We start from the raw sequence: 24,651 nt of genomic DNA, 5'->3' as shown, positions 1-24,651 counted from the left end.
GGCCGGCGGAGCTCACGCCTCGCGACCGCCCGTGGTGACCAGGCCCGTCTCGTACGCGGCGATGACGGCCTGGACGCGGTCGCGCAGGCCCAGTTTGGCGAGGATCCGGGCCACGTGCGTCTTGACCGTCGCCTCGGCGAGCTGGAGCCGGGCGGCGAGTTCGGCGTTGCTCAGACCCCGGGCCAGCAGGCCGAGGACCTCCAGTTCGCGCGGGGTGAGCACGTCGAGGTCGCGGTGCAGGCCGGCGGCCTCCTCGTCCCGCCGGGCGAACCGCTGCACCAGCCGGCGCGTGATGGCCGGCGCCAGCAGGGCGTCGCCGCCGCGCACGGTGCGCACGGCCACCGTCAGGTACTCCGGCGTGACGTCCTTGAGCAGGAAGCCACTGGCCCCGGCGGACAGGGCCGCGTACACATAGCGGTCCAGGTCGAAGGTGGTCAGGATGATGACGCGCGGTTCGCCGGGGGCGCCCCCGAGGATCCGCCGGGTCGCCTCCAGGCCGTCCGTCCCCGGCATCCGGACATCCATCAGGACCACGTCCGGGCGGGTGCGGCGGACCGCCTCCACGGCCTCCTCCCCGTCCGTCGCCTCGGCGACGACCTCGATCCCGGCGGCCCCGAGGATCAGCCGGAACCCGGTCCGTACGAGGGTCTGGTCGTCGGCGATCACGACGCGCAGGGAATCGGTCACGGCACATCCAGGGGGATCAGGGCCTCCACACGGAAGCCTTCGGGTGTCGGGGGGCCGGCGGTCAGCGTTCCGCCGTACACGGACAGGCGTTCGCGCAGGCCGATCAGTCCGCGTCCGTTGCCGGCCGCCGCGTCCGCGCCGGGACGGCCGCCGGTGTCGGTGACCTCCACGCGCAGGTGGTGCGGGGTATGCGCGACGGTCACGGTGGCGGACGCCCCCGACGCGTGCTTCACCGCGTTGGTCAGGGCCTCCTGGACCACGCGGTAGGCGGCGAGTTCGACACCCGGCGGCAGGGCGCGGGGCGTGCCGGTCACGGTCAGGGCGACGGGCACCCCTGTGGACCTCACCCGGCCGACCAGCTCCTCCAGTCGGTCGAGTCCGGGCTGCGGGGTCAGCTCCGCGTCGGCGTCGTCCGGTTCCTCGCCGCCGGGCCGGCCGTCCCCGTCGGGCATCGTGAGCAGCCCCATCACGTTGCGCAGTTCGGTCATGGCGGCGCGCCCGCCCGCCTCCACGGCGAGCAGCGCCTCCCCCGCCTGCTCGGGCGACGTCCTCATGATGGTGCGCGCCGCCCCCGCCTGAATGAGCATCACACTGACGTTGTGGGTCACGACATCGTGCAACTCGCGGGCGATCCTGGCCCGTTCGTGCTCGACGGCCCGGCGCAGCGCCTCGTCGCGCTCGCGCTCCAGCGCGGCCAGGCGGGCCCGGCCCTCGTCGGTGCGGAGCTTCCACGTTCGCAGTCCCACGGCAGCCAGGGCCATCGGCACCAGGATCAGCAGCACGATGTACTCGTTGGGCACCACCGGCGTCGCCGAATTGCCGGCCGAGCCCACCAGGACGATCGCCACCGGCAGGGCCACCAGCGTCGCCACCCTGTTCGAGCCGTACACCGCGGCGCTGTACACGGCGATCACGAACGCGTACAGCGTCAGCCGCAGCACGCTCTGCGGCGTGGCCGCCGTCGCGGCGGTGACCACGCACAGCACCCCCAGCGGATACCGGCGGCGCAGCACCAGGGCCCCCGAGGCGACGGCCGCGAGGCCCACCATGAAGGCCGTGCCCTCCGGTCCCGAGGGCCGGGCGACCTCCAGCACCACCCCGGGGGCGATCTCCCGCCACACCACCCGGCCGGAGTTGTCGATGCCGTAGAAGACCGTGACCACCCCCAGCACCACGGCCACCAGGGCGTCGAACAGCCGGGCGCGGCCACTGGGCCGGGGCGGCGGGCCGCCCGTCCGCACGGCCTCCCGCACGGTCCGGCGGGCGGCCTCCCGGAGCCGGTCGAGTGTCGCGGTCACATCCCTCACCGGTTCATTGTCGCCGCCGTCCGTACCCGGCCAGCTCCGTCCCGATGACCATCTCCGGCGCCCGGCGTACCCCGTGCGCCTCCGCCGAAAGGATGACGCCCGGCGGACTCGTCCCGACGCGGTAGCGAAAGGGGGCCGGGCGGCCGACGCGGCCGTCCGGGCCCCGCTCCTAGCGTTCCGGTGAACCCACCGCACCCACCCGAGGAGCCCCTTCATGACCACACCGCTGATCGAACTGAGCGGGGTCGGCCGCAGATACGACAGCGGGCCGCCCGCGCTCCACGACGCCTCGCTGAGCGTGCGCGCGGGCGAGGCCGTCGCGATCCTCGGCCCCTCGGGCAGTGGCAAGTCCACCCTGCTCAACCTGATCGCGGGCCTCGACCGGCCCGACACCGGGACCGTGACCGTGGACGGGGTTCGGGTGGACCGGCTGAACGAGACCGGGGCGGCCCTCCACCGCCGGACCAGGATCGGCATGGTCTTCCAGTTCTTCCATCTGCTCGACGACCTGACGGTGACGGACAACGTCGTCCTGCCCGCACGGCTCGCGGGGGTGCCCCGCCGGCCGGCCGCGCGGCGCGCCGCCGAACTCCTGGAGACCCTGGGCATCGAGCGGCACGCCGAAGCCCTCCCCGGACGGCTCTCCGGCGGCGAACGCCAGCGCGTCGCGGTGGCCCGTGCCCTGATGAACCGTCCCGCGCTGCTCCTGGCCGACGAACCGACCGGCGCCCTGGACACGGCCTCGGGACAGGAGGTCGGCGCCCTGCTGGCCGATCTCCACGCCGCCGGACAGACCCTCGTCGTCGTCACCCACGATCTGGCCCTCGCCCGGTCCTGCACGCACCGCACGGTGCGGATCGCCGACGGCCGGATCACCGAGGACGTCCCGTCGGCCGACCTCGTCGCGGACCCGGCGGGCACCGCGCCGGGGGCCGCCCGATGAGCGCGCTGGGCACGATCGTGCGCTCCGGGGTGGCCCGCCGGCGGGTGCAGACCCTGGTGATCGGCCTCGCCACGATGATGGCGGTGGCCGCCTCCGTTCTCGGCGGATCGCTGCTCGCCGTCTCCGACGCCCCCTTCGACGACGCCTTCGCCCGGCAGCACGGCGCCCATCTCTCCCTGCGGTTCGACGCCGGCCGGGTCGGAGACGCGGAGCTGGCGCGGACGGCACGCGCCGACGGGGTGACCAACGCCGCCGGACCGTTCCGCACGGCGACGGTCCGGCCCGAGGCGGACGCCTCGGGGCCCGGCTGGCCCCTCACGGTGGCGGGCCGGGCCGACCCCGGCCGGGACGTGGACAGGGTGGCGCTGACGGACGGGCGGTGGCCGCGCCGGGCCGGTGAGATCACCGTGTCCGAGGACGCCTCGCTCTTCGTGGCCACGGGCCGCACGATCAACTTCGCCGGACTGCCCGGCGCCCCGGCGCTGACCGTGGTGGGCAGGGCCCGTTCGGTCACCCGCACCGCCGACGCCTGGGTGGTGCCCGCCCAGATGGACGCGCTGACCGCCCCGGGCACCGGTGGCTACCAGATGCTCTACCGCCTCACCGGCCCGGACACCGACGCGGCGGTCGACGCCGCGAGGGCCGCCGTGACCCGGGCCCTGCCGCGCGGGGCGGACGTCGGGGAGCAGTCCTGGCTCACCGTCAGGCACTCCGCGGCCCGGGCGACCTCCCTGTACATCCCCTTCCTCGGGGCGTTCGGCGTGCTCGGTCTCGTGATGTCCGTCCTGGTCGTCGGCAACGTGGTCGCCTCCGCCGTGGGGACGAACGTGCGCCGCATCGGCATCCTCAAGGCCGTCGGCCTCACCCCGGCCCAGGTCGTGCGCGCCCATATGGCGCAGGCGCTCGTCCCGGCCGCCGCCGGAACGGTGCTCGGGGTTCTCGCCGGGCATCTGCTGGCCGTTCCGGTGCTGGCCGAGGCGGAGGACGCCTACGGCTCCACCGCTCTGACCGTGGCCCCGTGGGTCGACGCCGCCGTGATCGGCGGGGTGCTCGGTCTGGTGGCGGCCACCGCCTGGGCGGCCGCCAGGCGGGCGGGACGGCTGCGCACGGTCGACGCGCTGGCCGTCGGGCGCCCCGGCGCGGCCGGGCGCGCCCGGCGGATCTCCGCGGCGGCCGCCCGGCTGCCCCTGCCCCGGCCCGTCGCCATGGGCCTGGTCCGGCCGTTCGCCCGCCCCGCCAGGGCCCTGGCCATGGGCACGGCGATCCTCTTCGGAACGGTCGCGGTCACCTTCACCGTGGGCCTGGGCGCTTCGCTCGGCCAGGTCATGAAGGCCAAGTCGCACGGTGCCGCCGACGTCGTGGTGCCCGCGCCGATGCCGGACTTCGGCCCCGACGGCCCCGTACCGAAGAAGCCGTCCGAGGTGCCCGATCCGGCCGCCGTCGCCGCCGCCGTCACGGCCCGGCCGGGGACCGCGAAGTACTACCGCGCCACCACGGTACGGGCGAACGTCTCGGGGGCGACCGGGACGGTCGACGTGGTCGCCTTCACCGGGGACGCCTCCTGGGGCGGCTACACGATGGTCACCGGACGCTGGCTCCGCACGGCCGGTGAGGCCGTGGTCCCCACCGGTTTCCTCACCGCCACCGGCACCCGGACCGGGGACACCGTCACCCTGGACGGTCTGGCCGCACCGGTCGCGGTGCGGATCGTCGGGGAGGTGCTCGACCCCCGCAACGACGGCATGCGGGTCTTCACCGACGCCTCGACGCTGGCCGCCGCCCACCCGGAGACGACCGACACCAGCCACCACATCGCCCTCGCGCCCGGGACGGACGCCGCCCGCTACGTCGAGGGGCTGAACAAGGCGCTGGCGCCGCTGGGCACGCGGGCCCGGACCGGCTCGCCCGGCGCGGGCGGCGACATGGTCGTCACGCTCGACGCGCTCGCCGCGGTGCTCACGCTGATGCTCGTCGCCGTCGCCGCGCTCGGGGTCCTCAACGGGGTGCTGCTGGAGACCCGCGAACGTGCCCGGGAGATCGGGGTGCACAAGGCGCTCGGCATGACGCCCCGGCAGACCGTCGCCCTGGTCCTCACCTCGGTCGCCGTCACCGGACTCGTCGCCGGCGGGCTCGGGGTGCCGCTGGGCACGCTGCTGCACGCCCGGGTCATGCCCGCGATGGGCGACAGCGCGGGGCTGCGCCTCCCCGGATCCGTCCTCGACGTCTACCACGCGGCCCAGCTCGTCCCGCTCGCCTGCGGCGGCCTGGTCATCGCCCTGCTGGGCGCCCTCCTGCCCGCCGGGTGGGCGGCACGGAGCCGGACCGCGACGGCCCTGCGCACGGAGTAGGCCGCGCCCCGGGCGGGGGCGGGGCCGTGTGCCCGTTGCCCCCGCCCGGGGCGGTCGTGTCAGTCGGCCGACTCCGTCCAGCCGTTCGCCTCGATGCGGCGGGCGTCCGCCGGCCGGGACTCGTCGAAGACGGGGCGTCCGCCGGACTCGACCCGGATGGCGTCCACGTAGACGCCCCGGCCGACGTACAGCGGGTCGGTGGTGCAGCGCCACCGCAGCCGCACCTCGGTGTCCTTCCAGGCGGCGAGGTCGGCGTCCAGCCGGTGCCAGACGCGGCCCGACCAGCCCGAGACGGCACCCGAGGGATGGGCGACCGGTTCCTGCGGAGGCGTGGTCGCGGTGGTGGTGAAGGGGACCGGCCGCCAGGTGGTCCCGTCGTCCGATGAGCCCTCCAGGTACAGGAAGTCGGAGTCCGGCTCGGTGTCCCACCAGACCCGGCAGCTCAGCCGGGAACGGGCGGCGGCGCGCAGCGGCGGCAGGGTCAGGGTCGCCGACGTGGAGCCGGCCATCCCGGCGAACCACGCCGTCCCGCCCCGGGCGGGCCGGACCGCGACCGCGCGGGCCATCTGGTTGGCGGTGGCGACCCGGGGCGCGCTGCCGGATCGCCAACTGCGCACCGGGTGGACCGAGTTGCCCAGCACGATCAGGAACGAGTCGGTGCTCGGGTCGAGCACCAGACTGGTGCCGGTGAAGCCGGTGTGGCCCGCGGTGCGCGGCGTGGCCATCGCGCCCATGTACCAGTGCTGGTAGAGCTCGAAGCCCAGGCCGTGCGCGTCACCGGGGAACGCGGTGTTGAAGTCGGTGAACAGCAGCTCCACCGAGGCCTCGGACAGGATCCTCGCCCGCCCGTACACCCCGCCGTTGAGCAGCGTGCGGGCCAGGATCGCCAGGTCCCAGGCGCACGAGAAGACCCCGGCGTGACCGGCGACGCCGTCCAGGCTGTACGCGTTCTCGTCGTGCACCTCGCCCCAGACCAGCCCCCGGTCCAGGCCGGACCAGGGGAGCCGGGCGTCCTCGGTCGCGGCGATCCTCGGCTTCCAGGAGGCCGGCGGGTTGTACCGGGTGCGGCGCATTCCGAGCGGAGCGGTGATCTCCTCGCGGAGCAGGGTGTCCTGGGTGCGTCCGGTGATCTTCTCCAGGACCAGCTGGAGCGAGATGAGGTTCAGGTCCGAGTACAGATAGACGGTGCCCGGGGGACTGGCCGGCGCCTCGTTCCAGATCAGCTCCAGCTTTCCCTCCCGCGTGGGCGCGGCGTACAGGGGGATCCAGGCCCGGAAACCGCTGGTGTGGGTGAGGAGCTGGCGGATGGTGACGTCCTGCTTGCCGGCGCGCGCGAAGTCCGGCAGGTACGTGGCGACGGTCGCCTCAAGCTCCAGCGCCCCCCGCTCGATCTGCTGGACGGCCAGGATCGAGGTGAACAGCTTGGACACGGAGGCCAGGTCGAAGACGGTGTCCTCGGCCATGGGAATCTGCTGGTCCGGCGGGAACTCGACGCCGGTGTCCGTCTTCTCGTCGTACGCCGCGTAGCGCACGGCCTTGCCGATCGGCCGGTGCAGCGCCACCGTTCCGCCGCGTCCGGCGAGGAGCACGGCGCCCGCGTACCAGGGGTGCTTGGGGGAGGCGGCGAGATAGCGCTCCGCCTCGGTGACGAGCTGGTCGAGCGGTCCCTGCGACAGCCCGGCGCGGGCGGCGGATCCGCGGCGCAGCGTCGGCCGTCCGCCCAGCGCGGCCCCTGTGCTCATGTCCGACGACCCCGTCCCCGGCTCCGTGGCGGCCGCCGCCGTCGCGAACGGCACGGGCGCCAGGGCGAGTGCCCCGCCCAGGGCCAGCATCCCACCGCCCAGCCCGCGCCGGGTGATGCCCCCGCCCCTCGTGTCCTCGGCCATCCGGAACCCCTTCCCACTGCCTGAAAGTAACTTTCGAAATCTCTTGCGAGTGTGAAACTTCCTTCCGGGCCGAGGGTACTGTCACCCCCCTCGGTCCCGTAGGCCCCGTGCGCCACAAAGAATCTGACACTGCATCAGAAAATGTCTTCCCTCGCATGACGGACTGCGGCATCCTGCCGCCCATGGAGACGGAGCTGAGCCAAGAACTGGGGATCGAGCACGCCATTTTCGGCTTCACGCCGTTCCCGGCGGTGGCCGCGGCCATCACCCGGGCCGGGGGATTCGGCGTACTCGGAGCGGTCCGCTACACCGCCCCCGACGACCTCGCACGCGATCTCGACTGGATGCAGGCCCACACCGACGGCAAGCCCTACGGCCTCGACGTCGTCATGCCCGCCAAGAAGGTGGAGGGGGTGACGGAGGCCGATGTGGAGGCGATGATCCCGGCCGGCCACCGGCAGTTCGTCCAGGACACCCTGGCCAAGCACGGGGTGCCGGAACTCGCCGAGGGCGAGGCCTCCGGCTGGCGCATCACCGGCTGGATGGAGGAGGTCGCCCGCACCCAGCTCGACGTGGCCTTCGACTACCCCATCAAGCTCCTCGCCAACGCGCTCGGCTCGCCTCCCCCCGACGTCGTCTCCCGCGCCCACGACCACGGCGTCCTCGTCGCCGCGCTCGCCGGCAGCGCCCGGCACGCCCGCCACCACGCGGACGCCGGCATCGACGTCGTCGTCGCCCAGGGCTACGAGGCCGGCGGGCACACCGGCGAGATCGCCTCCATGGTCCTCGTCCCGGAGGTGGTGGACGCGGTGGGCCCGCTCCCGGTGCTCGCCGCCGGCGGCATCGGCAGCGGCGAGCAGATCGCGGCCGGGCTCGCGCTCGGCGCCCAGGGCGTCTGGCTCGGCTCCCTCTGGCTCACCGCCGAGGAGGCCGATCTGCACTCCCCGGCCCTCACCGCCAAGCTCCTCGCCGCCGGCTCCGGCGACACCGTCCGCTCCCGCGCCCTCACCGGGAAGCCCGCGCGCCAGCTGCGCACCGCGTGGACGGACGCCTGGGACGACCCGGCGGGCCCCGGCACCCTGCCCATGCCGCTCCAGGGGCTCCTGGTCGCCGAGGCCGTCTCCCGTATCCAGAAGTACGAGACGGGGGCCCTGCTGGGCACGCCCGTGGGCCAGATCGTCGGCCGGATGACCAGCGAACGCAGTGTCCAGGCCGTCTTCGACGATCTGACCCGGGGCTTCGAACGGGCCGTGGACCGGATCAACCGCATCGCCGGACGGAGCGCCTCATGAACCAGCCGCCCAACGGCTTCTGGGCCCAGGCCACCGCCGATCCCGACCGCATCGTCCTCGTCACCCCCGAGGGCGAGGAGTGGACGGCGGGGCGGCTGCACGCCGACGCCAACCGCATGGTGCACGGACTGCGCGCGGCCGGCCTGGAGGAGGGCGACGCCTTCGCCGTCGTCCTGCCCAACGGGGTCGCGTTCCTCACCGCCTACCTCGCCGCCTCCCAGGCCGGCTTCTACCTGGTCCCCGTCAACCACCACCTCGTCGGCCCCGAGATCGCCTGGATCGTCTCCGACTCCGGTGCCAAGGTCCTCATCGCCCACGAACGCTTCGCCGAGGCCGCGACGGCGGCGGCCGACGAGGCGAAGCTCCCGGCGAGCCACCGCTACGGGGTCGGTACCGTCGACGGCTTCCGCCCGTACGACGAACTGCTGGAGAACCGGCCCGTGTCACCGCCCGAGGGGCGCACCCTCGGCTGGGTCATGAACTACACCTCGGGCACCACCGGCCGCCCCCGGGGCATCCGCAGGCCGCTGCCCGGCAAGCTCCCCGAGGAGAGCTACCTCGGCGGCTTCCTCGGCATCTTCGGCATCAAACCCTTCGACGGCAACGTCCACCTGGTCTGCTCGCCGCTGTACCACACGGCCGTGCTCCAGTTCGCCGGAGCCGCCCTGCACATCGGGCACCCGCTCGTCCTGATGGACAAGTGGTCGCCCGAGGAGATGCTGCGGGCGATGGACACCCACCGCTGCACCCACACGCACATGGTCCCCACCCAGTTCCACCGGCTCCTCGCCCTGCCCGACGAGGTCCGCGCGCGCTACGACGTCTCGGCGATGCGGCACGCCATCCACGGCGCCGCCCCCTGCCCCGACCACGTCAAACGGGCCATGATCGACTGGTGGGGCCACTGCGTCGAGGAGTACTACGCCGCCAGTGAGGGCGGCGGCGCCTTCGCCACCGCCGACGACTGGCTGAAGAAGCCGGGGACCGTCGGCCGGGCCTGGCCGATCAGCGAACTCGCGGTCTTCGACGACGACGGCAACCGGCTCGGCCCCGGGGAACTGGGCACCGTCTACATGAAGATGAGCACCGGCGGCTTCCAGTACCACAAGGACGAGACCAAGACCCGGAAGAACCGCATCGGGGACTTCTTCACGGTCGGCGACCTCGGCGTCCTCGACGAGGACGGCTACCTCTTCCTCCGGGACCGCAAGATCGACATGATCATCTCCGGCGGGGTGAACATCTACCCCGCAGAGATCGAGTCCGCCCTGCTGCGCCATCCCGCCGTCGCCGACGCCGCGGTCTTCGGCATCCCGCACCCCGACTGGGGCGAGGAGGTCCGGGCCGTCGTCGAACCCGCCGAGGGCCACGCGCCCGGCGACGCGCTCGCGGAGGAGATCCTCGCCCACTGCGCCGGGCTGCTCGCCGGGTACAAACGGCCCAAGACCCTCGGCTTCATCGAGGCCATGCCCCGGGACCCCAACGGCAAGCTCTACAAACGGCGGTTGCGGGAGCCGTACTGGGAGGGACAGGGCTGAGCCGGTCCGCCGGAGCGGCGGACCCCCGCCCGCTCCGGCAGTGTGTGACGCATGGACACGCGCGCGACGATCCGTTCACTGGCCGGCCGGTGGACGGTCGTCGTGCCGCTGGTCGCCGCGCTCGCGCTGGTGTTCAGCTGGGGGCGCGAACTGCCCTCCGCCGTCGTCGCCGTGGTCGCGCTCTGCCTCGCCGGCGCGGTCCTGGCCGCCGTGCACCACGCCGAGGTCATCGCCCACCGCGTCGGCGAACCCTTCGGCTCGCTCGTGCTCGCCGTCGCCGTGACCGTCATCGAGGTCGCGCTCATCGTCACGCTGATGGCCGACGGCGGCCCGAAGACGACCGCCCTGGCCCGCGACACCGTCTTCGCGGCGGTGATGATCACCTGCAACGGGATCGTCGGGCTCGCCCTGCTGGTGGGCGCGGTCCGCACCCGTGTCGTCGTCTTCCACGCGGAGGGGACCGGCGGCGCGCTCGCCACCGTCGCCACCCTGGCCACGCTCAGCCTGGTGCTGCCCACCTTCACCACCGGCAAGAAGGGCCCCGAGTTCTCGCCCGCCCAACTGGCCTTCGCCGCCGTCGCCTCGCTCTGCCTCTACGGCCTGTTCGTCGCCGTGCAGACCGTCCGGCACCGCGAGTACTTCCTCCCGCTCACCCAGGACGGGCACGTCCGGGAGGACGAGCGCCGGGCGCATCTGCCGAGCCGGGGCGCGACCGCGCTCAGCCTGGCCATGCTGCTCGTCGCCCTGATCGCCGTCGTCGGGGACGCCAAGGCCGTCTCCCCGGTCATCGAATCGGGCGTCGAGGCCGCCGGCCTGCCGCATGCCGTCGTCGGAGTCGTCATCGCGCTGCTGGTCCTGCTGCCCGAGACCCTCGCCGCCGTACGGGCGGCCCGCCGCGACCGCATCCAGACCAGCCTCAATCTGGCGCTCGGCTCGGCGATGGCCAGCATCGGCCTGACCATCCCGGCCATCGCGCTCGCCTCGATCTGGCTCGACGGACCGCTCCACCTCGGCCTGGGCGCCACCCATATGGTGCTGCTCGCGCTGACCGTCGTGGTGGGCGCGCTCACCGTCGTGCCCGGGCGCGCGACCCTGCTCCAGGGCGGCGTCCACCTGTCGGTCTTCGCCGCGTTCGTCCTTCTCGCGATCAGCCCCTGACCGCCGGGGCCAGGGGCCGGCCGCTCCGTCCGGGATCAGCGGCGCTCGCGCACCCGCACTACCGTCAGCTCCGGCGACCGCGCGATGTCCTTCTCGCAGAACCGGGACGTCACCCAGCGCTCGCCCGCGTACAGCTCCGTCTGGTCGCCGTGGTGCGGCGAGGAGGGATCGGAGGACTGGGAGTACGTGAGCAGCGTGCGCGCCACCGGGCACCGGCTCCCGTCCCAGCCGACCGCCTGGATGTAGCTGGACCCGGTCGAGACGTCGGTGTACGACGCCGAGGCCGCGTCCCACACGCCCTCCGTCTTGTTCCAGACGCCCAGCGCCTCCGTACCGCCGCCGACCGAAATCCGCTTCGTGCCGCGCGGAACCGACTGGTGCGCGCCCAGCGGCGCGTCCAGCGCGACCCCCGCGCCCCGCAGTTCGGCCACCGCGTCGGCCAGGGCCGTCAGCACGCCCGGGGCCGCCGTGTTCAGCGTGTGCGGGGTGGCGACCGGATCGGCGGGGGAGAAGGGGACCTTCCACAGCTCGGCCGCCGGGACTGACGCCGCCCGGCGCCAGAAGCGGTCGAAGAGCAGCGCGCCCCGGCTCGTGGTGTCGACCGTGCGGTCCCAGTCGCGCAGCACCGCGCACGCCCCCGACACATCGACCCGCGCACCCGAACTCGCCGTCGCCGTACCGCCCGGCAGCGCCGCACAGGCCCGTGCCAGATCGGCCGCCGCCAGATCACCGGCCGGCACCCGGTTGGCGAACTGCTGCCGTTGCAGGTCGGCGACCGTCAGCCGGCCCCGTCCCGCCATCGCGGCGACGTCCTCGACGGCGCCCCGGGTCCGCATCGACGGCGGCGTCCCGACCGTCCCGAACACCCGCTCGTACCCGGTCACCGGGGTGTCCGCGTTCGCCAGCCAGGCGCTGTCGTTGGAGTTCTCGACGTACGGGGCGTTCTCCGCGGTCGGCATCCTGCCCGGCCCGAAGATCCCCGGCTGCACCGCGTCCGGGTCCGAACCGGGCGCGCAGTCGCCGCGCGAGCCGTCCAGCACGGCGAGCCCCGACGACGGGTACGTGACCTTGCCCAGCGGCGTCGAGCAGCGCGCGGCGAGGTCGTCGGTGATCCTCGGCAGCACCTGCGCCTGCGAGAAGAAGGTGTGCCCCGAGGAGTCGGCGGCGATCGTGTTCACCCACGGCAGCCCCTGGGTGCGCCGCAGCGCCTCCTTGATCCCCGCCGTGCTCCGGGCCCTGCTGAAGCCGAGCGCGGTGTCGCCCGACCGCAGATTGACGGCGTTCGGATCGTTCAGCGCGTACGCCGACTCCCGCGTCCACGGCAGCGGCAGGCCCGCGCCGAAGGAGGTGACGACCGGCCCGTAGGCGGTCCACCACTGGGTCCGCGTCACGTCCAAACCGCCCGCCACCGCCACCGACACGGTCCGCCGGGTCATCCGCCGCCGTTCCCCGTCCACCAGGTAGACGGTCGGATCGTCCGGGGCCAGGGTCAGCTGGTGGAGGTTGAGGGTGACGCCCGTGGCCACGGTGTGGCTCCAGGCGACATCCGCGTTGTGCCCGATGGAGAGCGTCGCCGTGCCGAGCAGCGAGCCGCCCGCCGCGTTCAGCTCGCCGGGGATCGTCTGCTGCGACTGCCAGAACCGCCGCCCGCCCTGCCACGGGTAGTGCGGATTGCCGAGCAGCAGCCCGCGCCCGCCCGCCGTCGTGCTGCCCCGGAAGGCCACCGCGTTGGACCCCATGTCCGCGTTCTGCGTCGAGAGCAGCTCCGCCGCCGCTCGCGCCGCGCGCTCGGGCGACGGCCCGGCCGGCGAGGGTGCGGCGGGGGACGGCGGCCGTGCGGCCGTGATGCCGTCGATGCCGCGTCCCTGACCGCCGAGCACCGAGAGCGCGAACGCCCGCTCCGCGACGTCCAGCGCGGTGACCGGGCGCACCCAGCGGGCGCCCCGGCAGGCCGGATCGGTGATCCGGTTCTGCGCCAGCCAGGCGTTGTAGCCGGCCGCCCAGCCGCGCTGGAGCTCCTTCACCGCCCGGCCCGGCCCGGCCGGGGCCGGGGTCGCCAGCAGCTTCTCCACGGTCCGGCTGTCGCGCACCCCGCGGAAGTAGAGATCGCTGGAGAGGTTCTTCGTGGCCGAGGAGAGCGAGCCGTCCGGCGCGGCGTCCGCGCCGAAGTACCGCGACCGCTCCCCGCGCAGCGTGACGAAACCGTCGGCGAGCGTGCACACCTGGTCGGCCGCCTGTGCCCAGCCGTTGCCGAAGCCCAGGTTCGCGTAGTCCTTGGCCACGATGTGCGGAATGCCGTACTCGGTGTAGCGGATCACGGCGGACAGCCCGCCGCCCGACGGATGGTGGGCCCGGGTCTCGTGCGCCGAGGCCGGCGGCAGCGACGCCGACACGGTGAAGAGCGCGAGGCCCGAGACGGCGAACAGTCTCAGACGGTTCCGGAGGGGCAACGGTCCTCCCGACTCAGGGGATGCGGACGACGCTTACTCGCGGGTTCGAGGCGTCGGGGCCACTCAGCCAGTGGAGCCGTGCGCCTGTCAACATCACGGTCGGTATCCGGACCCTTGACCCCGGGGCCCGCGCCGCTCAGGATCACGCCATGACCGCAGTACGCAGCAGCACAGTCGACGGAGTCGTGACGCGCAGCGCCCGGCGCACCCCCGAACGCACCGCCCTCAGGTACGCCGGGCGGAGCTGGACCTACCGGGGGCTGGACGAGGCCGTCTCCACGGCCGCCGCCGTCCTGGTGGAGGACCACGGGCTGCGCCCCGGCGACCGGGTCGCCTCCTACGCCCACAACTCCGACGCCTATCTGATCGCCTACCTGGCCTGCGCCCGCGCCGGGCTGGTGCACGTACCGGTCAACCAGAACCTGACCGGCGACGACCTCGCCTACATCCTGCGCCAGTCCGGCAGCTCCCTGGTCCTCACCGACCCGGACCTGGCCGCCGAGGTCCCCGGCGGGTACGCCCTCCGGCCGCTGCGGGACGACGCCGGCTCGCTGCTGACCGCGCTGGAGACCCCGCGCCCGTTCGCCCCCGAGCGCGCGCCGGGCGCCGACGACCTCGTGCAACTGCTGTACACCTCGGGCACCACCGCCCTGCCCAAGGGCGCGATGATGACGCACGGTGCCCTCGTCCACGAGTACGTCAGCGCCATCGCCGCCCTCGACCTGCGTCCCGGCGACCGGCCCGTGCACGCCCTGCCGCTCTACCACTCCGCGCAGATGCACGTCTTCCTGCTGCCCTATCTCGCGGTCGGCGCGGAGAACACGGTGCTGGACGCCCCCGACGCCGGCCGGATCTTCGACCTCGTCGAGTCCGGCCGGGCCGACAGCCTCTTCGCCCCGCCCACCGTCTGGATCGGCCTCGCCAACCATCCGGACTTCGCCGCCCGCGACCTCGGCGGACTGCGCAAGGCGTACTACGGCGCCTCGATCATGCCCGTGCCCGTCCTGGAACGGCTGCGCGCCCGCCTGCCCGGCCTCGCCCTCTACAACTGCTTCGGCCAGAGCGAGATCGGCCCGCTGGCCACCGTGCTGGGACCCGACGAGCACGAGGGCCGGATGGACTCCTGCGGCCGGCCCGTCCTCTTCGTGGAGGCGCGCGTCGTCGACGAGGACGGCAAGGAGGTCCCCGACGGCACCGCCGGCGAGGTCGTCTACCGCTCGCCCCAGCTGTGCAGCGGCTACTGGGACAAGCCGCAGGAGACCGAAGAGGCCTTCCGCGACGGCTGGTTCCACTCCGGCGACCTCGCCGTGCGCGACGCGGAGGGCTACTTCACGGTGGTCGACCGCGTGAAGGACGTCATCAACTCCGGAGGCGTCCTCGTCGCCTCCCGCCAGGTGGAGGACGCCCTCTACACCCACCCCGCCGTCGCCGAGGCCGCCGTCGTCGGACTGCCCGACGCGCGCTGGATCGAGGCCGTCACCGCCGTCGTGGTGCGGCGCGAGGAGACCACCGAGGCCGAGCTGATCGAGCACGCCCGGGGGAGGCTCGCCCACTTCAAGGCCCCCAAGCGCGTCGTCTTCGTCGACGCGCTGCCGCGCAACGCCAGCGGGAAGATCCTCAAGCGCGAACTGCGCGACCGCCTCGCCTGACCGGGAGGTCCCGCGGCGGACACCGCCCGCCGCGGGACCCGGCCGGCTCAGCCGCCCGGCCGGTCCCGGTCGTCCACGATCCGGCGGAACTTGCCCACCGAGCGCTCCAGCGTCTCCGGATCCAGGATCTCGACCCCCACCGACACCCCGATCCCGTCCTTGACGGCCGCCGCGACCGAGGCGGCCGCCGCCTCCCGCTGCTCCGCGCTCGCCCCGGCCCGCGCCTCCGCCCGCACCGTCAGCACGTCCAGCCGCCCGCGCCGGGTCAGCCGCAGCTGGAAGTGGGGCGAGACCCCGGGGGTCCGCAGCACGATCTCCTCGATCTGCGTCGGGAACAGGTTCACCCCGCGCAGGATCACCAGATCGTCGCTGCGCCCGGTCACCTTCTCCATCCGCCGGAACACCCGCGCCGTGCCGGGCAGCAGCCGGGTCAGGTCCCGGGTCCGGTAGCGGATCACCGGCATGGCCTCCTTGGTCAGCGAGGTGAACACCAGCTCGCCCCGCTCCCCCTCGGGCAGCACCTCACCGGTGAACGGATCGACCACCTCGGGATAGAAGTGGTCCTCCCAGATGTGCAGCCCGTCCTTCGTCTCCACGCACTCCTGCGCCACCCCCGGGCCCATCACCTCCGACAGCCCGTAGATGTCGACCGCGTCGATCGCGAAGCGCTCCTCGATCTCCCGCCGCATCTCCCGCGTCCACGGCTCGGCCCCGAACAGCCCCACCTTCAGCGAGGTCGAGCGGGGATCCACCCCCTGCCGTTCGAACTCGTCGAGCAGGGTGAGCATGTACGACGGCGTCACCATGACGACCTCGGGCCGGAAGTCCTGGATCAACTGCACCTGCCGCGCCGTCATCCCGCCCGACGCGGGCACGACCGTGCAGCCCAGCCGCTCCGCCCCGTAGTGCGCACCGAGCCCGCCGGTGAACAGCCCGTAGCCGTACGCGACATGCACCAGCTGCCCCGGACGGGCGCCCGCCGCCCGCAGCGAGCGCGCCACCACGTCCGCCCAGACGTCCAGGTCCTTCTCGGTGTAGCCGACGACCGTCGGCCGGCCCGTCGTCCCGCTGGAGGCGTGGATCCGGCGCACCCGCTCCCGGTCCACCGCGAACATCCCGAACGGGTAGTTGTCCCGCAGATCGGCCTTGGTGGTGAAGGGGAACCGGGCGAGGTCGGCCAGGGAGCGGCAGTCGTCCGGACGCACCCGCGCCCGGTCGAACGCCCTGCGGTAGTGCCCGACGTGCGCGTACGCGTGGTGCAGGGTGGCGCGCAGCCGCTCCAGTTGGAGCGCCGCGAGCTCCTCGCGGTCCATCCGTTCCGCCGCGTCCAGCAGAGCCGTCATGCGGATCTCCCTCGTCCGTGCGCACCGTGCGGTCGACCGATCATTCGGTCGCTCTCCTGGGGAGCAGTAAGTCAGGATCTCGGGCCGCGTGGCAAGAGGCGGGACGCATCCGGCGCGGCCGCCCCGCCCTGAGCGCGGATACGCCCGTACCGAACACGGCCGCATCACCCGGGCGGCCCTGTTTGGATGGGTCCATGCCGACTTTTCGTACGTACGACGGGACCGAACTCGCCTACCGCGACTCAGGAGAGGGCGCACCGCTGATCTGCCTCCCGGGCGGCCCGATGCGGGCCGGCGCCTACCTCGGCGACCTCGGCGGACTCCATGCCGTCCGGCGGCTGATCGTGCTCGACCCGCGCGGCAGCGGGGACTCCGCCGTACCGGACGATCTGTCTTCCTGCCGGTGCGACCGGCAGGTCGAGGACGTCGAGGCGCTGCGCCGCCACCTCGGCCTCGCGCGCGTCGATCTGCTGGCCCACTCGGCGGGCGCCGACCTCGCCGTGCTCTACGCCGCACGCCACCCCGGGGCCCTGCGCAGCCTCGTCCTCGTCACCCCCGCCACCCGGGCCGTCGGCTTCGTCCCCGGGGACCGCGAGGTCCGCGAGGCCGCCGCGCTGCGCGCGGCCGAACCCTGGTACGAGGAGGCGCGCGCCGCCCTGGAGCGGATCCGGGCCGGGCACCCGACCGACGAACTCCGCGCCGCCGCACGGCCCTTCCTCTACGGACGCTGGGACGCGGCGGCCAGGGATCACGCCGCGGCCGCCCCCGGGCAGATCAACGCGGCGGCGGCGCGGGCGTACACCGAGGAAGGGGCGTTCGACCCCGCCGCGACCCTGCCCGCGCTCCGCGCGTTCCCCGCCCCCGTGCTCGTCCTCGCCGGTGAGTACGACGGCGTCCCCACCCCGGACCGGGCCGCCGAACTGGCCGCGCTCTTCCCGGAGTCGGAGTTCGCCGTCCAGCGCGGCGCCGCGCACTTCCCGTGGCTCGACGACCCCGGCGCCTTCGTCCGTACCGTCACCGCCTTCCTCGACCCGGACGTGCGCAGCGTCCAGGCGGGCGGAATCCGCCTCGCCCACCGCGTCTGGGGCGACCCCGCCGCCCCGCCCGTCGTCCTCGTCCACGGCCGCTGCGAATCCGGCGCCACCTGGACCACGGTCGCCGAACGGCTCGCCGCCGCCCACCGGGTGTACGCCTTCGACTTCCGCGGCCACGGACTCAGCGACTGGCCCGGCCGCTACTCCTTCGAGCTGTTCCGCGACGACCTGCACGCCTTCATCGAGGCCCGCAACCTGGCCGGCGCCACCGTCGTCGGCCACTCCATGGGCGGCGCGGCCGCCCTGCTGCTCGCCGAACGCCAGCCCGGGCTGATCGGCCGCCTGGTGCTGGAGGAGGTGCCCCCGCCCCTCCCGCTGGACCCGCCCCGGCCGGTGCCCGAACGCCCCGACGGGGAGCTGGACTTCGACTGGCGCCTCGTCCCCTCCACCGACGCCCAGCTCAACGCCCCCGACCCGGCCGGATGGGACCTCCTCGGCCGGATCACCGCCCCCACGCTCGTCATCGGCGGCGGCTCGGCCAGCCACGTCGCCCAGAAGGACCTCGCCCGTATGGCCGGCCGCATCCCCGGTGCCCTGTTCGTCACCGTCGACGCCGGCCATCGCGTGCACGCCGAACGACCGGAGGAATTCCTGTCCGTCCTCCGGTCGTTCGGCGTGGGCTGAGCCCCGCGCCCTCGCTCAGTCCCGGCGCAGCAGCGCCGCCATGACCTCGTACAGCGCCTGCTCGGTGTTCCCCACGGCCGACTCCGCCCGCCAGGCGACGAAACCGTCCGGGCGCACCACCACGGCGCCCTCCCGGTCCGTCCCGTGCGCCTCGGCCCAGTCCGCACCGGCCTCCGGCTCCAGATCGGCGCCGGGGCCGGTGCCGATCCCGTACGCGTCGAGCCGCACCCTCAGCCGCTCGGCGACCCGGGCGGCGGCCGCCCGCCACACCGTGTCCGAGGCGTCCGCGAGCAGCACGAAGGACCGCTCGTACAGATCCAGCGTGGAGATCCGCTCCCCGCCCCGCCGCAGCCACAGATGCGGCGCCCTGCTGCCCGGCTCGCCGGTCAGCCGGACGCCCTCGGGCACCACCGGCCGGTCCGGGCCCACGCCGAGGACCGCACCCTCCACATAGCGGTAGCCCAGGGCCACGTTGAGCATGCCGCCGCGCTTGCCGCCGCCGACGGTCGGCGGGGCCGCGTACCCCGGGTGGCTGTGCTCACCCGAACGCGCCGACGCCCGCTCGCTCGTCGCCCGTGCCACCGGCAGCCGCTCCGCCTCGTAGGTGTCCAGCAGCCGGGGCCCGGCCTCGCCGCGCAGCACCGCGGCCAGCTTCCACGCCAGGTTGTGCGCGTCCTGGATGCCGGTGTTGGAGCCGAACGCCCCCGTGGGCGACATCTCGTGCGCCGAGTCCCCGGCCAGGAAGACCCGGCCCCGGGAGTAGCGGTCGGCCACCCGCTCGGCCGCGTGCCACGGCGCCCGGCCGGTGATCTCCACATCGAGATCGGGTGCCCCGACCGCCCGGCGGATGTGCGCCGCGCACCGCTCGTCCGTGAAGTCCTCCAGCGTCTCGCCCCGGTCCGGCCGCCACGGCGCGTGGAACACCCATGCGCTGACGTTGTCCACCGGCAGCAGCGCGCCGTCCGCCTCCGGATTCGTCAGGTAGCAGACGATGAAGCGCCGGTCGCCCAGCACCTCGGCCAGCCGGTGCGAGCGGAAGGTGATGCTCACGTTGTGGAACAGGTCGCCGGCACCCGAACGGCCGATGCGCAATTGCTCCCGCACCGGGCTGCGCGGACCGTCGGCGGCGATCAGATAGTCCGCCCGCACCGTGGTGTGCTCACCCGTCTCCCGGTTCTTCACCGCGGCCGTGACCCCCGAGGCGTCCGCGTCGAACGACATCAGCTCGGTCGAGAACCGCAGATCGCCGCCCTGCTCCCGGGCCCGGTCCAGCAGCACCGGCTCCAGGTCGTTCTGGCTGCACAGGCACCAGCCGCTCGGGCTGAACCGGGCGAGCGCCCCGCCCGGGTCGATCTCCTTGAACAGCCACTCCTGGTCGTCACCGGTCAGCGAACCGGCCTGGAGGATGCCGTGGTTCTCCGCCAGGACCGTGGCCGCGGCCCGGATCGGCTCCTCCACCCCGGCACCCCGGAAGATCTCCATCGTGCGGACGTTGTTGCCCCGTCCGCGCGGGTGCGTGGAGGTCGCCGCGTGCTTCTCGACCAGCAGATGCCCGACGCCGAGCCGGCCGAGGAAAAGGGACGCGGACAGGCCCACCAGCGAGCCGCCCACGATGAGGACCGGCACACGCACGTCGACGTTCTCGTTCATCAATCGCTCCTGCTCGGACGCCGTACAGATGCAGTGTTTGTGCCCTCGCCGGAGACCTTCGGACGCCCGCTCACCTGAACGGTTCATAAATCTCGCGTCAGCCGGACCAGCGTTCCACGATCGGTCACGGAGACGGCTCCCGCGGTCCGGGGCGCACCGTGCGCGTCCGACGGGAGACTCCCCGCTCCGGCCCCCCCACTCGACGGTCCCGCCGGCGCCCGCCGGCCCCCCACCGTCTCGAAGGAGTTCGCACGATGACCACCACCCTCTCGGAACGGATCTCCCAGTCCGCGTTCGACGGATCCCGGCTGCGGGTCGTTCTGCTGCTGGATCTGTACGACGGCGCGCAGCAGCAGTTCCTGGAGGCGTACGAGCACCTGCGCAACCAGGTGGCGTCCGTGCCCGGACACCTCAGCGACCAGCTGTGCCAGTCCATCGAGAACCCCTCGCAGTGGCTGATCACCAGCGAGTGGGAGAGCGCCCCGCCCTTCCTCGCCTGGGTCAACAGCGAGGAGCACGTCGCCACCGTGCAGCCGCTGCACAACTGCGTGCGCGACACCCGCTCGCTGCGCTTCAGCGTGCTGCGCGAGACCGGCAAGGGCTTCGAGACGGTGCCCGGCACCGAGCGGACGGGCCTCCAGCCCTCGCCCCGGGTCGGCGACGGCGTGGTGCGCCACGCGCTGACGTTCACCGTCCGGCCGGGCACCGAGGAGGCCGTCGCGAAGATCCTCGCCGACTACGACTCCCCGCAGGCCCGCGTCGACGACCACACCCGGCTGCGCCGCACCTCCCTCTTCATGCACGGCAACCGGGTGGTCCGCGCCGTCGAGGTCGAGGGCGACCTGCTCGCCGCACTGCGCCACGTCTCCCGCCAGCCCGAGGTCCGGGCCGTCGAGGAGGCGCTGAACCCGTACCTGGAGCAGGACCGCGACCTCTCCGACCCCGACTCGGCCCGGATGTTCTTCACCCGCGCGGCCCTGCCCACCGTCCACCACGTCACCACCGGCCGGCACGCCCCCGACCTGATCGACCGTCACGCGCTGTACTACCAGGCCAAGGAAGGCTGCGGAATGGCGCTGGCCCGGCTGCTCGCCGGCCACGACGAGGAGGCCGCCGACGACCCCGGCAGCCCCATCGAGAGCAGCACGATCTTCCAGCGCGACGACGTCGTCGTCCGCCTCCTGGAGGTCAGCGGCCCGCTGGACGCGAACCCCGCCCAGGCCCTCGGCATCGACGGCCACGGGAAGGCGGCCCGCCTGGCCCGCCTCCTCGACGGGGAGGCCACCGCCGTACCGGCCACCGACCAGGATGCCGCGCGCGTCCTCGCCCGGTCCGAGATGCGGCTCATCACCGACCGGCGGGCCGCCGAGTCCTGAGACGCGCCCCAGCACCCGGGGGGTTCTCGCTCAACCCGTCGTCACACCGCGCACAACGCCAGGAGGAAGCAGTCATGACCACGCACCGGCCACGCATCGTGGACCTCAGCGAGACCCAGCCCAACCGCAGGCGCGGAGGTGATCTGCGCGCCCTCCTCACCCCGACGGCCGTCGGTGCCACCAGCGGTTTCATGGGACTGGCCATCGTGCAGCCGGGGGACCGCATCGGCGAGCACTACCACCCGTACTCCGAGGAGTTCGTCTACGTGGTGAACGGGCTCCTGGAGGTCGACCTCGACGGCGAGACCCACGCGATGCGGCCCGACCAGGGCCTGCTGATCCCGCCGCACGTGCGCCACCGCTTCCGCAACGTCGGCGACATCGAGGCCCGCATGGTCTTCCACCTCGGTCCGCTCGCCCCCCGCCCGGAACTCGGCCACGTCGACACCGAGGTCACCGAGACGGCCGAGCGCGGCGCCCCGCCAGAACGAAGCGAGGCCGCCTCGTGACCCGGCGCGTGGCCGTCACGGGAGTCGGTGTCGTCGCCCCGGGCGGCATCGGCACCCCGGCCTTCTGGGACCTGCTGGCCAACGGCCGCACCGCGACCCGGGGCATCACCCTCTTCGACCCGGCCGGCTTCCGGTCCCGGATCGCCGCCGAATGCGACTTCGACCCGGCGACCCACGGACTGGGCGAGGACGCGATCGCCCGCGCGGACCGCTATGTGCAGTTCGCGATGGTGGCGGCCCGCGAGGCCCTGGCCGATGCCGGACTCGACATGGAGCGCACCGACCCCTGGCGCGTCGGCGTCTCCCTCGGCACGGCGGTCGGCGGAACCACCCGGTTGGAGCACGACTACGTCGCGGTCAGCGAGAGCGGCGCCCGCTGGGACGTGGACCACCGCAGGGCCGGCCCCCATCTGGAGCGCGCCTTCTCCCCGTCCACGCTCGCCTCGGCCGTCGCCGAACAGGTCGGCGCGCACGGCCCCGTGCAGACCGTCTCCACGGGCTGCACCTCCGGCCTCGACGCGATCGGGTACGCCTTCCACTCCATCGAGGAGGGCCGCGTCGACGTCTGCGTCGCCGGGGCCTCCGACTCCCCGATCACCCCGATCACCGTCGCCTGCTTCGACGCGATCAAGGCGACCTCGCCCAACAACGACGACCCGGAGCACGCCTCCCGCCCCTTCGACGCGCGCCGCGACGGCTTCGTCATGGGCGAGGGCGGAGCCGTCCTCGTCCTGGAGGAGTTGGAGCACGCCCGCGCCCGCGGCGCCACCGTGTACTGCGAGATCGCCGGGTACGCCACCTTCGGCAACGCCTACCACATGACCGGGCTCACCCCGGAGGGGCTGGAGATGGCCGAGGCCATCGAACGGGCCCTGGGCCACGCCGGCATCGCCGCCCGCGACATCGACTACGTCAACGCGCACGGCTCCGGCACCAAGCAGAACGACCGGCACGAGACCGCGGCCGTCAAACGGGCCCTGGGCGAGCACGCCCGCAAGGTCCCGATGAGCTCCATCAAGTCGATGGTCGGCCACTCGCTCGGGGCGATCGGGGCGATAGAGATCGCCGCCTGCGTGCTGGCCCTGGTCCACCAGACGGTGCCGCCGACGGCGAACTACGAGTCCCCGGACCCCGAGTGCGACCTCGACTACGTGCCCCGCACCGCCCGCCCGCTCCCGCTGCGCAACGTGCTGTCGGTCGGCAGCGGATTCGGCGGATTCCAGTCCGCGGTGGCCCTCACCAGAACCGGCGGGAGGACTCCATGAGCACCCGAAACGACCGGAACGCCGTCGTCACCGGCATCGGTGTCGTCGCCCCCAACGGCACCACCACCGAGGCATTCTGGAAGCGGACCCAGGAGGGCATGAGCGTCCTCGACGCGGTCACCCGGGAGGGCTGCGAGGACCTGCCGCTCCATGTGGCGGGCGAGGTCCGGGGCTTCGACCCGGTCGCGCTCATCGAGGAGCGCTACCTCGTCCAGACCGACCGCTTCACCCACTTCGCGATGGCCGCGGCGGACATGGCGCTCGACGACGCCCGGCTCGGCCGCGCCGACTACGAGGACGCCCCCTTCGGCGTCGGCGTGGTGACCGCGGCCGGTTCCGGCGGCGGCGAGTTCGGCCAGCGCGAACTCCAGCGGCTCTGGGGCCAGGGCTCCACCTACGTGGGCCCCTACCAGTCGATCGCCTGGTTCTACGCCGCCAGCACCGGCCAGATCTCGATCCGCGGCGGCTTCAAGGGGCCCTGCGGCGTGGTGGCCAGCGACGAGGCCGGCGGGCTCGACGCCCTCGCGCACGCCGCCCGTTCGGTTCGCCGCGGCACCGACGCCATGGTGGTCGGCGCGGCCGAGGCCCCCCTCGCGCCCTACTCGGTCGTCTGCCAGCTCGGCTACCGCGATCTGAGCGCCGAGCGGGACCCGAGCCGCGCCTACCGCCCCTTCACCGCCGACGCCTGCGGCTTCGTGCCCGCCGAGGGCGGCGCCATGCTCGTCGTCGAGGCGGAGGAGGCCGCGCGCGGGCGCGGCGCCCGGATCCGCGCCGAGATCGCCGGCCACGCCGCCACGTTCACCACCGCGATGCGCTGGGAGGAGTCCCGCGAAGGGCTCGCCCGCGCCATCGAGGGCGCGCTGCGCGAGGCGCAGGTGGCGCCCGAGGAGATCGACGTGGTCTTCGCGGACGCCCTCGGCGTGCCCGACGCCGACCGGGCCGAGGCGCTGGCGCTGGCCGACGCGCTCGGCGCCCACGGCCGACGCGTCCCCGTCACCGCGCCGAAGACCGGCATCGGACGGGCCTACTGCGGCGCCCCCGTGCTGGACACCGCCGCCGCCGTCCTCGCCCTGGAGGACGGCCTGGTCCCGCCCACCCCCCACGTCTTCGAGGTCTGCCACGACCTCGACCTCGTGATGGGCCGGGCCCGCCCGGCCGAACTGCGCACGGCCCTCGTGCTCAGCCGCGGCCTCATGGGCTCGAACGCGGCGATGGTGCTGCGGCGCCCCGCGTGACCCCCACCGACACCCCCTCGTGAGCGAAGGAGAAGTCCCATGACCGACCGACTGACGTACGAAGAACTCGCCGCCCTCATGAAGAAGGGCGCCGGACTGACCGTCGACCCGCAGGAGATGGAGAGCCGGTCCGAGACGGCCTTCGACGAGTTCGGCCTCGACTCGCTGGGACTCCTCGGCATCGTCGGCGTGCTGGAGAACCGCCACGGCCGCCCGCTGCCCGCCGACGCCGACCGGTGCAAGACGCCTCGCGAGTTCCTCGACCTCGTCAACAACAGCCTCATGACAGGAGCCTGA

At 73.9% G+C, this 24,651-nt stretch carries 18 protein-coding genes; 12 read left to right on the top strand and 6 right to left on the bottom strand.

Annotation, left to right across the window (positions count from 1 at the left end; translation table 11 throughout):
- Positions 1 to 12: 12 nt before the first annotated feature.
- Together ACWCXC_RS26685 and ACWCXC_RS26680 are read right to left on the bottom strand one after the other, a co-directional pair.
- The gene (locus ACWCXC_RS26685; RefSeq protein ID WP_450679903.1) at positions 13 to 687 is read right to left on the bottom strand and encodes a response regulator; all 675 of its coding nucleotides are present in this window, start codon (positions 685 to 687) and stop codon (positions 13 to 15) included.
- Positions 684 to 1,994 carry a sensor histidine kinase gene (locus tag ACWCXC_RS26680; protein WP_450890744.1) on the bottom strand — a complete coding sequence of 437 codons (1,311 nt, stop codon included), beginning with the start codon at positions 1,992 to 1,994 and terminating at the stop codon, positions 684 to 686. Before ACWCXC_RS26680 ends, ACWCXC_RS26685 begins: the two co-directional genes overlap by 4 nt.
- A gap of 214 nt (positions 1,995 to 2,208) precedes the next feature.
- Between ACWCXC_RS26680 and ACWCXC_RS26675 the strand changes: the two genes are divergently transcribed.
- Positions 2,209 to 2,937 (top strand): ABC transporter ATP-binding protein, encoded by a 729-nt coding sequence (locus ACWCXC_RS26675; RefSeq protein ID WP_450679905.1) that lies wholly within the window; start codon positions 2,209 to 2,211, stop codon positions 2,935 to 2,937.
- Positions 2,934 to 5,285, top strand: a complete 2,352-nt coding sequence (locus ACWCXC_RS26670) for an FtsX-like permease family protein (RefSeq protein WP_450890743.1) — start codon at positions 2,934 to 2,936, stop codon at positions 5,283 to 5,285. Before ACWCXC_RS26675 ends, ACWCXC_RS26670 begins: the two co-directional genes overlap by 4 nt.
- Positions 5,286 to 5,344: 59 nt before the next feature.
- Here ACWCXC_RS26670 and ACWCXC_RS26665 read toward each other — a convergent pair whose 3' ends face one another.
- Positions 5,345 to 7,171, bottom strand: a complete 1,827-nt coding sequence (locus ACWCXC_RS26665; RefSeq protein WP_450890742.1) for a serine hydrolase — start codon at positions 7,169 to 7,171, stop codon at positions 5,345 to 5,347.
- 182 nt (positions 7,172 to 7,353) lie between these two features.
- Between ACWCXC_RS26665 and ACWCXC_RS26660 the strand changes: the two genes are divergently transcribed.
- Genes ACWCXC_RS26660 through ACWCXC_RS26650 form a run of 3 tightly spaced genes read left to right on the top strand, consistent with a single transcriptional unit; the run spans position 7,354 to position 11,159 of the window.
- On the top strand, positions 7,354 to 8,463 hold the full coding sequence (locus tag ACWCXC_RS26660) for an NAD(P)H-dependent flavin oxidoreductase (RefSeq protein ID WP_450890741.1): 1,110 nt from the start codon (positions 7,354 to 7,356) through the stop codon (positions 8,461 to 8,463).
- Positions 8,460 to 10,001, top strand: coding sequence for an acyl-CoA synthetase (locus ACWCXC_RS26655; RefSeq protein WP_450679909.1), 1,542 nt, complete (start codon positions 8,460 to 8,462; stop codon positions 9,999 to 10,001). Before ACWCXC_RS26660 ends, ACWCXC_RS26655 begins: the two co-directional genes overlap by 4 nt.
- A gap of 51 nt (positions 10,002 to 10,052) precedes the next feature.
- On the top strand, positions 10,053 to 11,159 hold the full coding sequence (locus ACWCXC_RS26650) for a calcium:proton antiporter (RefSeq protein WP_450679910.1): 1,107 nt from the start codon (positions 10,053 to 10,055) through the stop codon (positions 11,157 to 11,159).
- 35 nt (positions 11,160 to 11,194) lie between these two features.
- Here ACWCXC_RS26650 and ACWCXC_RS26645 read toward each other — a convergent pair whose 3' ends face one another.
- Positions 11,195 to 13,609, bottom strand: coding sequence for a penicillin acylase family protein (locus tag ACWCXC_RS26645; protein ID WP_450890740.1), 2,415 nt, complete (start codon positions 13,607 to 13,609; stop codon positions 11,195 to 11,197).
- 149 nt (positions 13,610 to 13,758) lie between these two features.
- On the opposite strand from ACWCXC_RS26645, the gene ACWCXC_RS26640 reads away from it, so the two are divergent.
- Positions 13,759 to 15,258, top strand: coding sequence for an acyl-CoA synthetase (locus ACWCXC_RS26640; RefSeq protein ID WP_450890739.1), 1,500 nt, complete (start codon positions 13,759 to 13,761; stop codon positions 15,256 to 15,258).
- 47 nt (positions 15,259 to 15,305) lie between these two features.
- Here ACWCXC_RS26640 and paaK read toward each other — a convergent pair whose 3' ends face one another.
- Positions 15,306 to 16,601 carry a phenylacetate--CoA ligase PaaK gene (gene paaK / locus ACWCXC_RS26635; protein WP_450890738.1) on the bottom strand — a complete coding sequence of 432 codons (1,296 nt, stop codon included), beginning with the start codon at positions 16,599 to 16,601 and terminating at the stop codon, positions 15,306 to 15,308.
- Between the two features lie 194 nt (positions 16,602 to 16,795).
- Here paaK and ACWCXC_RS26630 point away from each other — a divergent pair, with 194 nt between their 5' ends.
- A complete protein-coding gene (locus ACWCXC_RS26630; protein ID WP_450890737.1) occupies positions 16,796 to 18,319 on the top strand; it encodes an alpha/beta fold hydrolase in 1,524 nt (507 codons plus the stop codon).
- A gap of 15 nt (positions 18,320 to 18,334) precedes the next feature.
- Here ACWCXC_RS26630 and ACWCXC_RS26625 read toward each other — a convergent pair whose 3' ends face one another.
- Entirely contained in the window at positions 18,335 to 19,969 is a 1,635-nt protein-coding gene (locus ACWCXC_RS26625; protein WP_450890736.1) for an FAD-dependent oxidoreductase, read from the bottom strand.
- Positions 19,970 to 20,223: 254 nt separating this feature from the next.
- Between ACWCXC_RS26625 and ACWCXC_RS26620 the strand changes: the two genes are divergently transcribed.
- From ACWCXC_RS26620 to ACWCXC_RS26600, 5 genes are all read left to right on the top strand, one after another.
- Positions 20,224 to 21,345, top strand: a complete 1,122-nt coding sequence (locus tag ACWCXC_RS26620) for a TcmI family type II polyketide cyclase (RefSeq protein WP_450679916.1) — start codon at positions 20,224 to 20,226, stop codon at positions 21,343 to 21,345.
- Positions 21,346 to 21,419: 74 nt separating this feature from the next.
- On the top strand, positions 21,420 to 21,854 hold the full coding sequence (locus tag ACWCXC_RS26615) for a cupin domain-containing protein (protein ID WP_383633959.1): 435 nt from the start codon (positions 21,420 to 21,422) through the stop codon (positions 21,852 to 21,854).
- Complete coding sequence (locus ACWCXC_RS26610) at positions 21,851 to 23,119, top strand: beta-ketoacyl-[acyl-carrier-protein] synthase family protein (RefSeq protein ID WP_450679917.1); 1,269 nt, start codon at positions 21,851 to 21,853, stop codon at positions 23,117 to 23,119. Before ACWCXC_RS26615 ends, ACWCXC_RS26610 begins: the two co-directional genes overlap by 4 nt.
- A complete protein-coding gene (locus ACWCXC_RS26605) occupies positions 23,116 to 24,354 on the top strand; it encodes a beta-ketoacyl synthase N-terminal-like domain-containing protein (RefSeq protein ID WP_450890735.1) in 1,239 nt (412 codons plus the stop codon). The genes ACWCXC_RS26610 and ACWCXC_RS26605 overlap by 4 nt, the downstream gene beginning before the upstream one ends.
- Before the next feature lie 39 nt (positions 24,355 to 24,393).
- Complete coding sequence (locus ACWCXC_RS26600; protein WP_450890734.1) at positions 24,394 to 24,651, top strand: acyl carrier protein; 258 nt, start codon at positions 24,394 to 24,396, stop codon at positions 24,649 to 24,651.

It is taken from the genome of Streptomyces sp. NPDC001515, from assembly GCF_053597115.1.
This window is presented reverse-complemented; position numbering and strand designations above follow the sequence as displayed.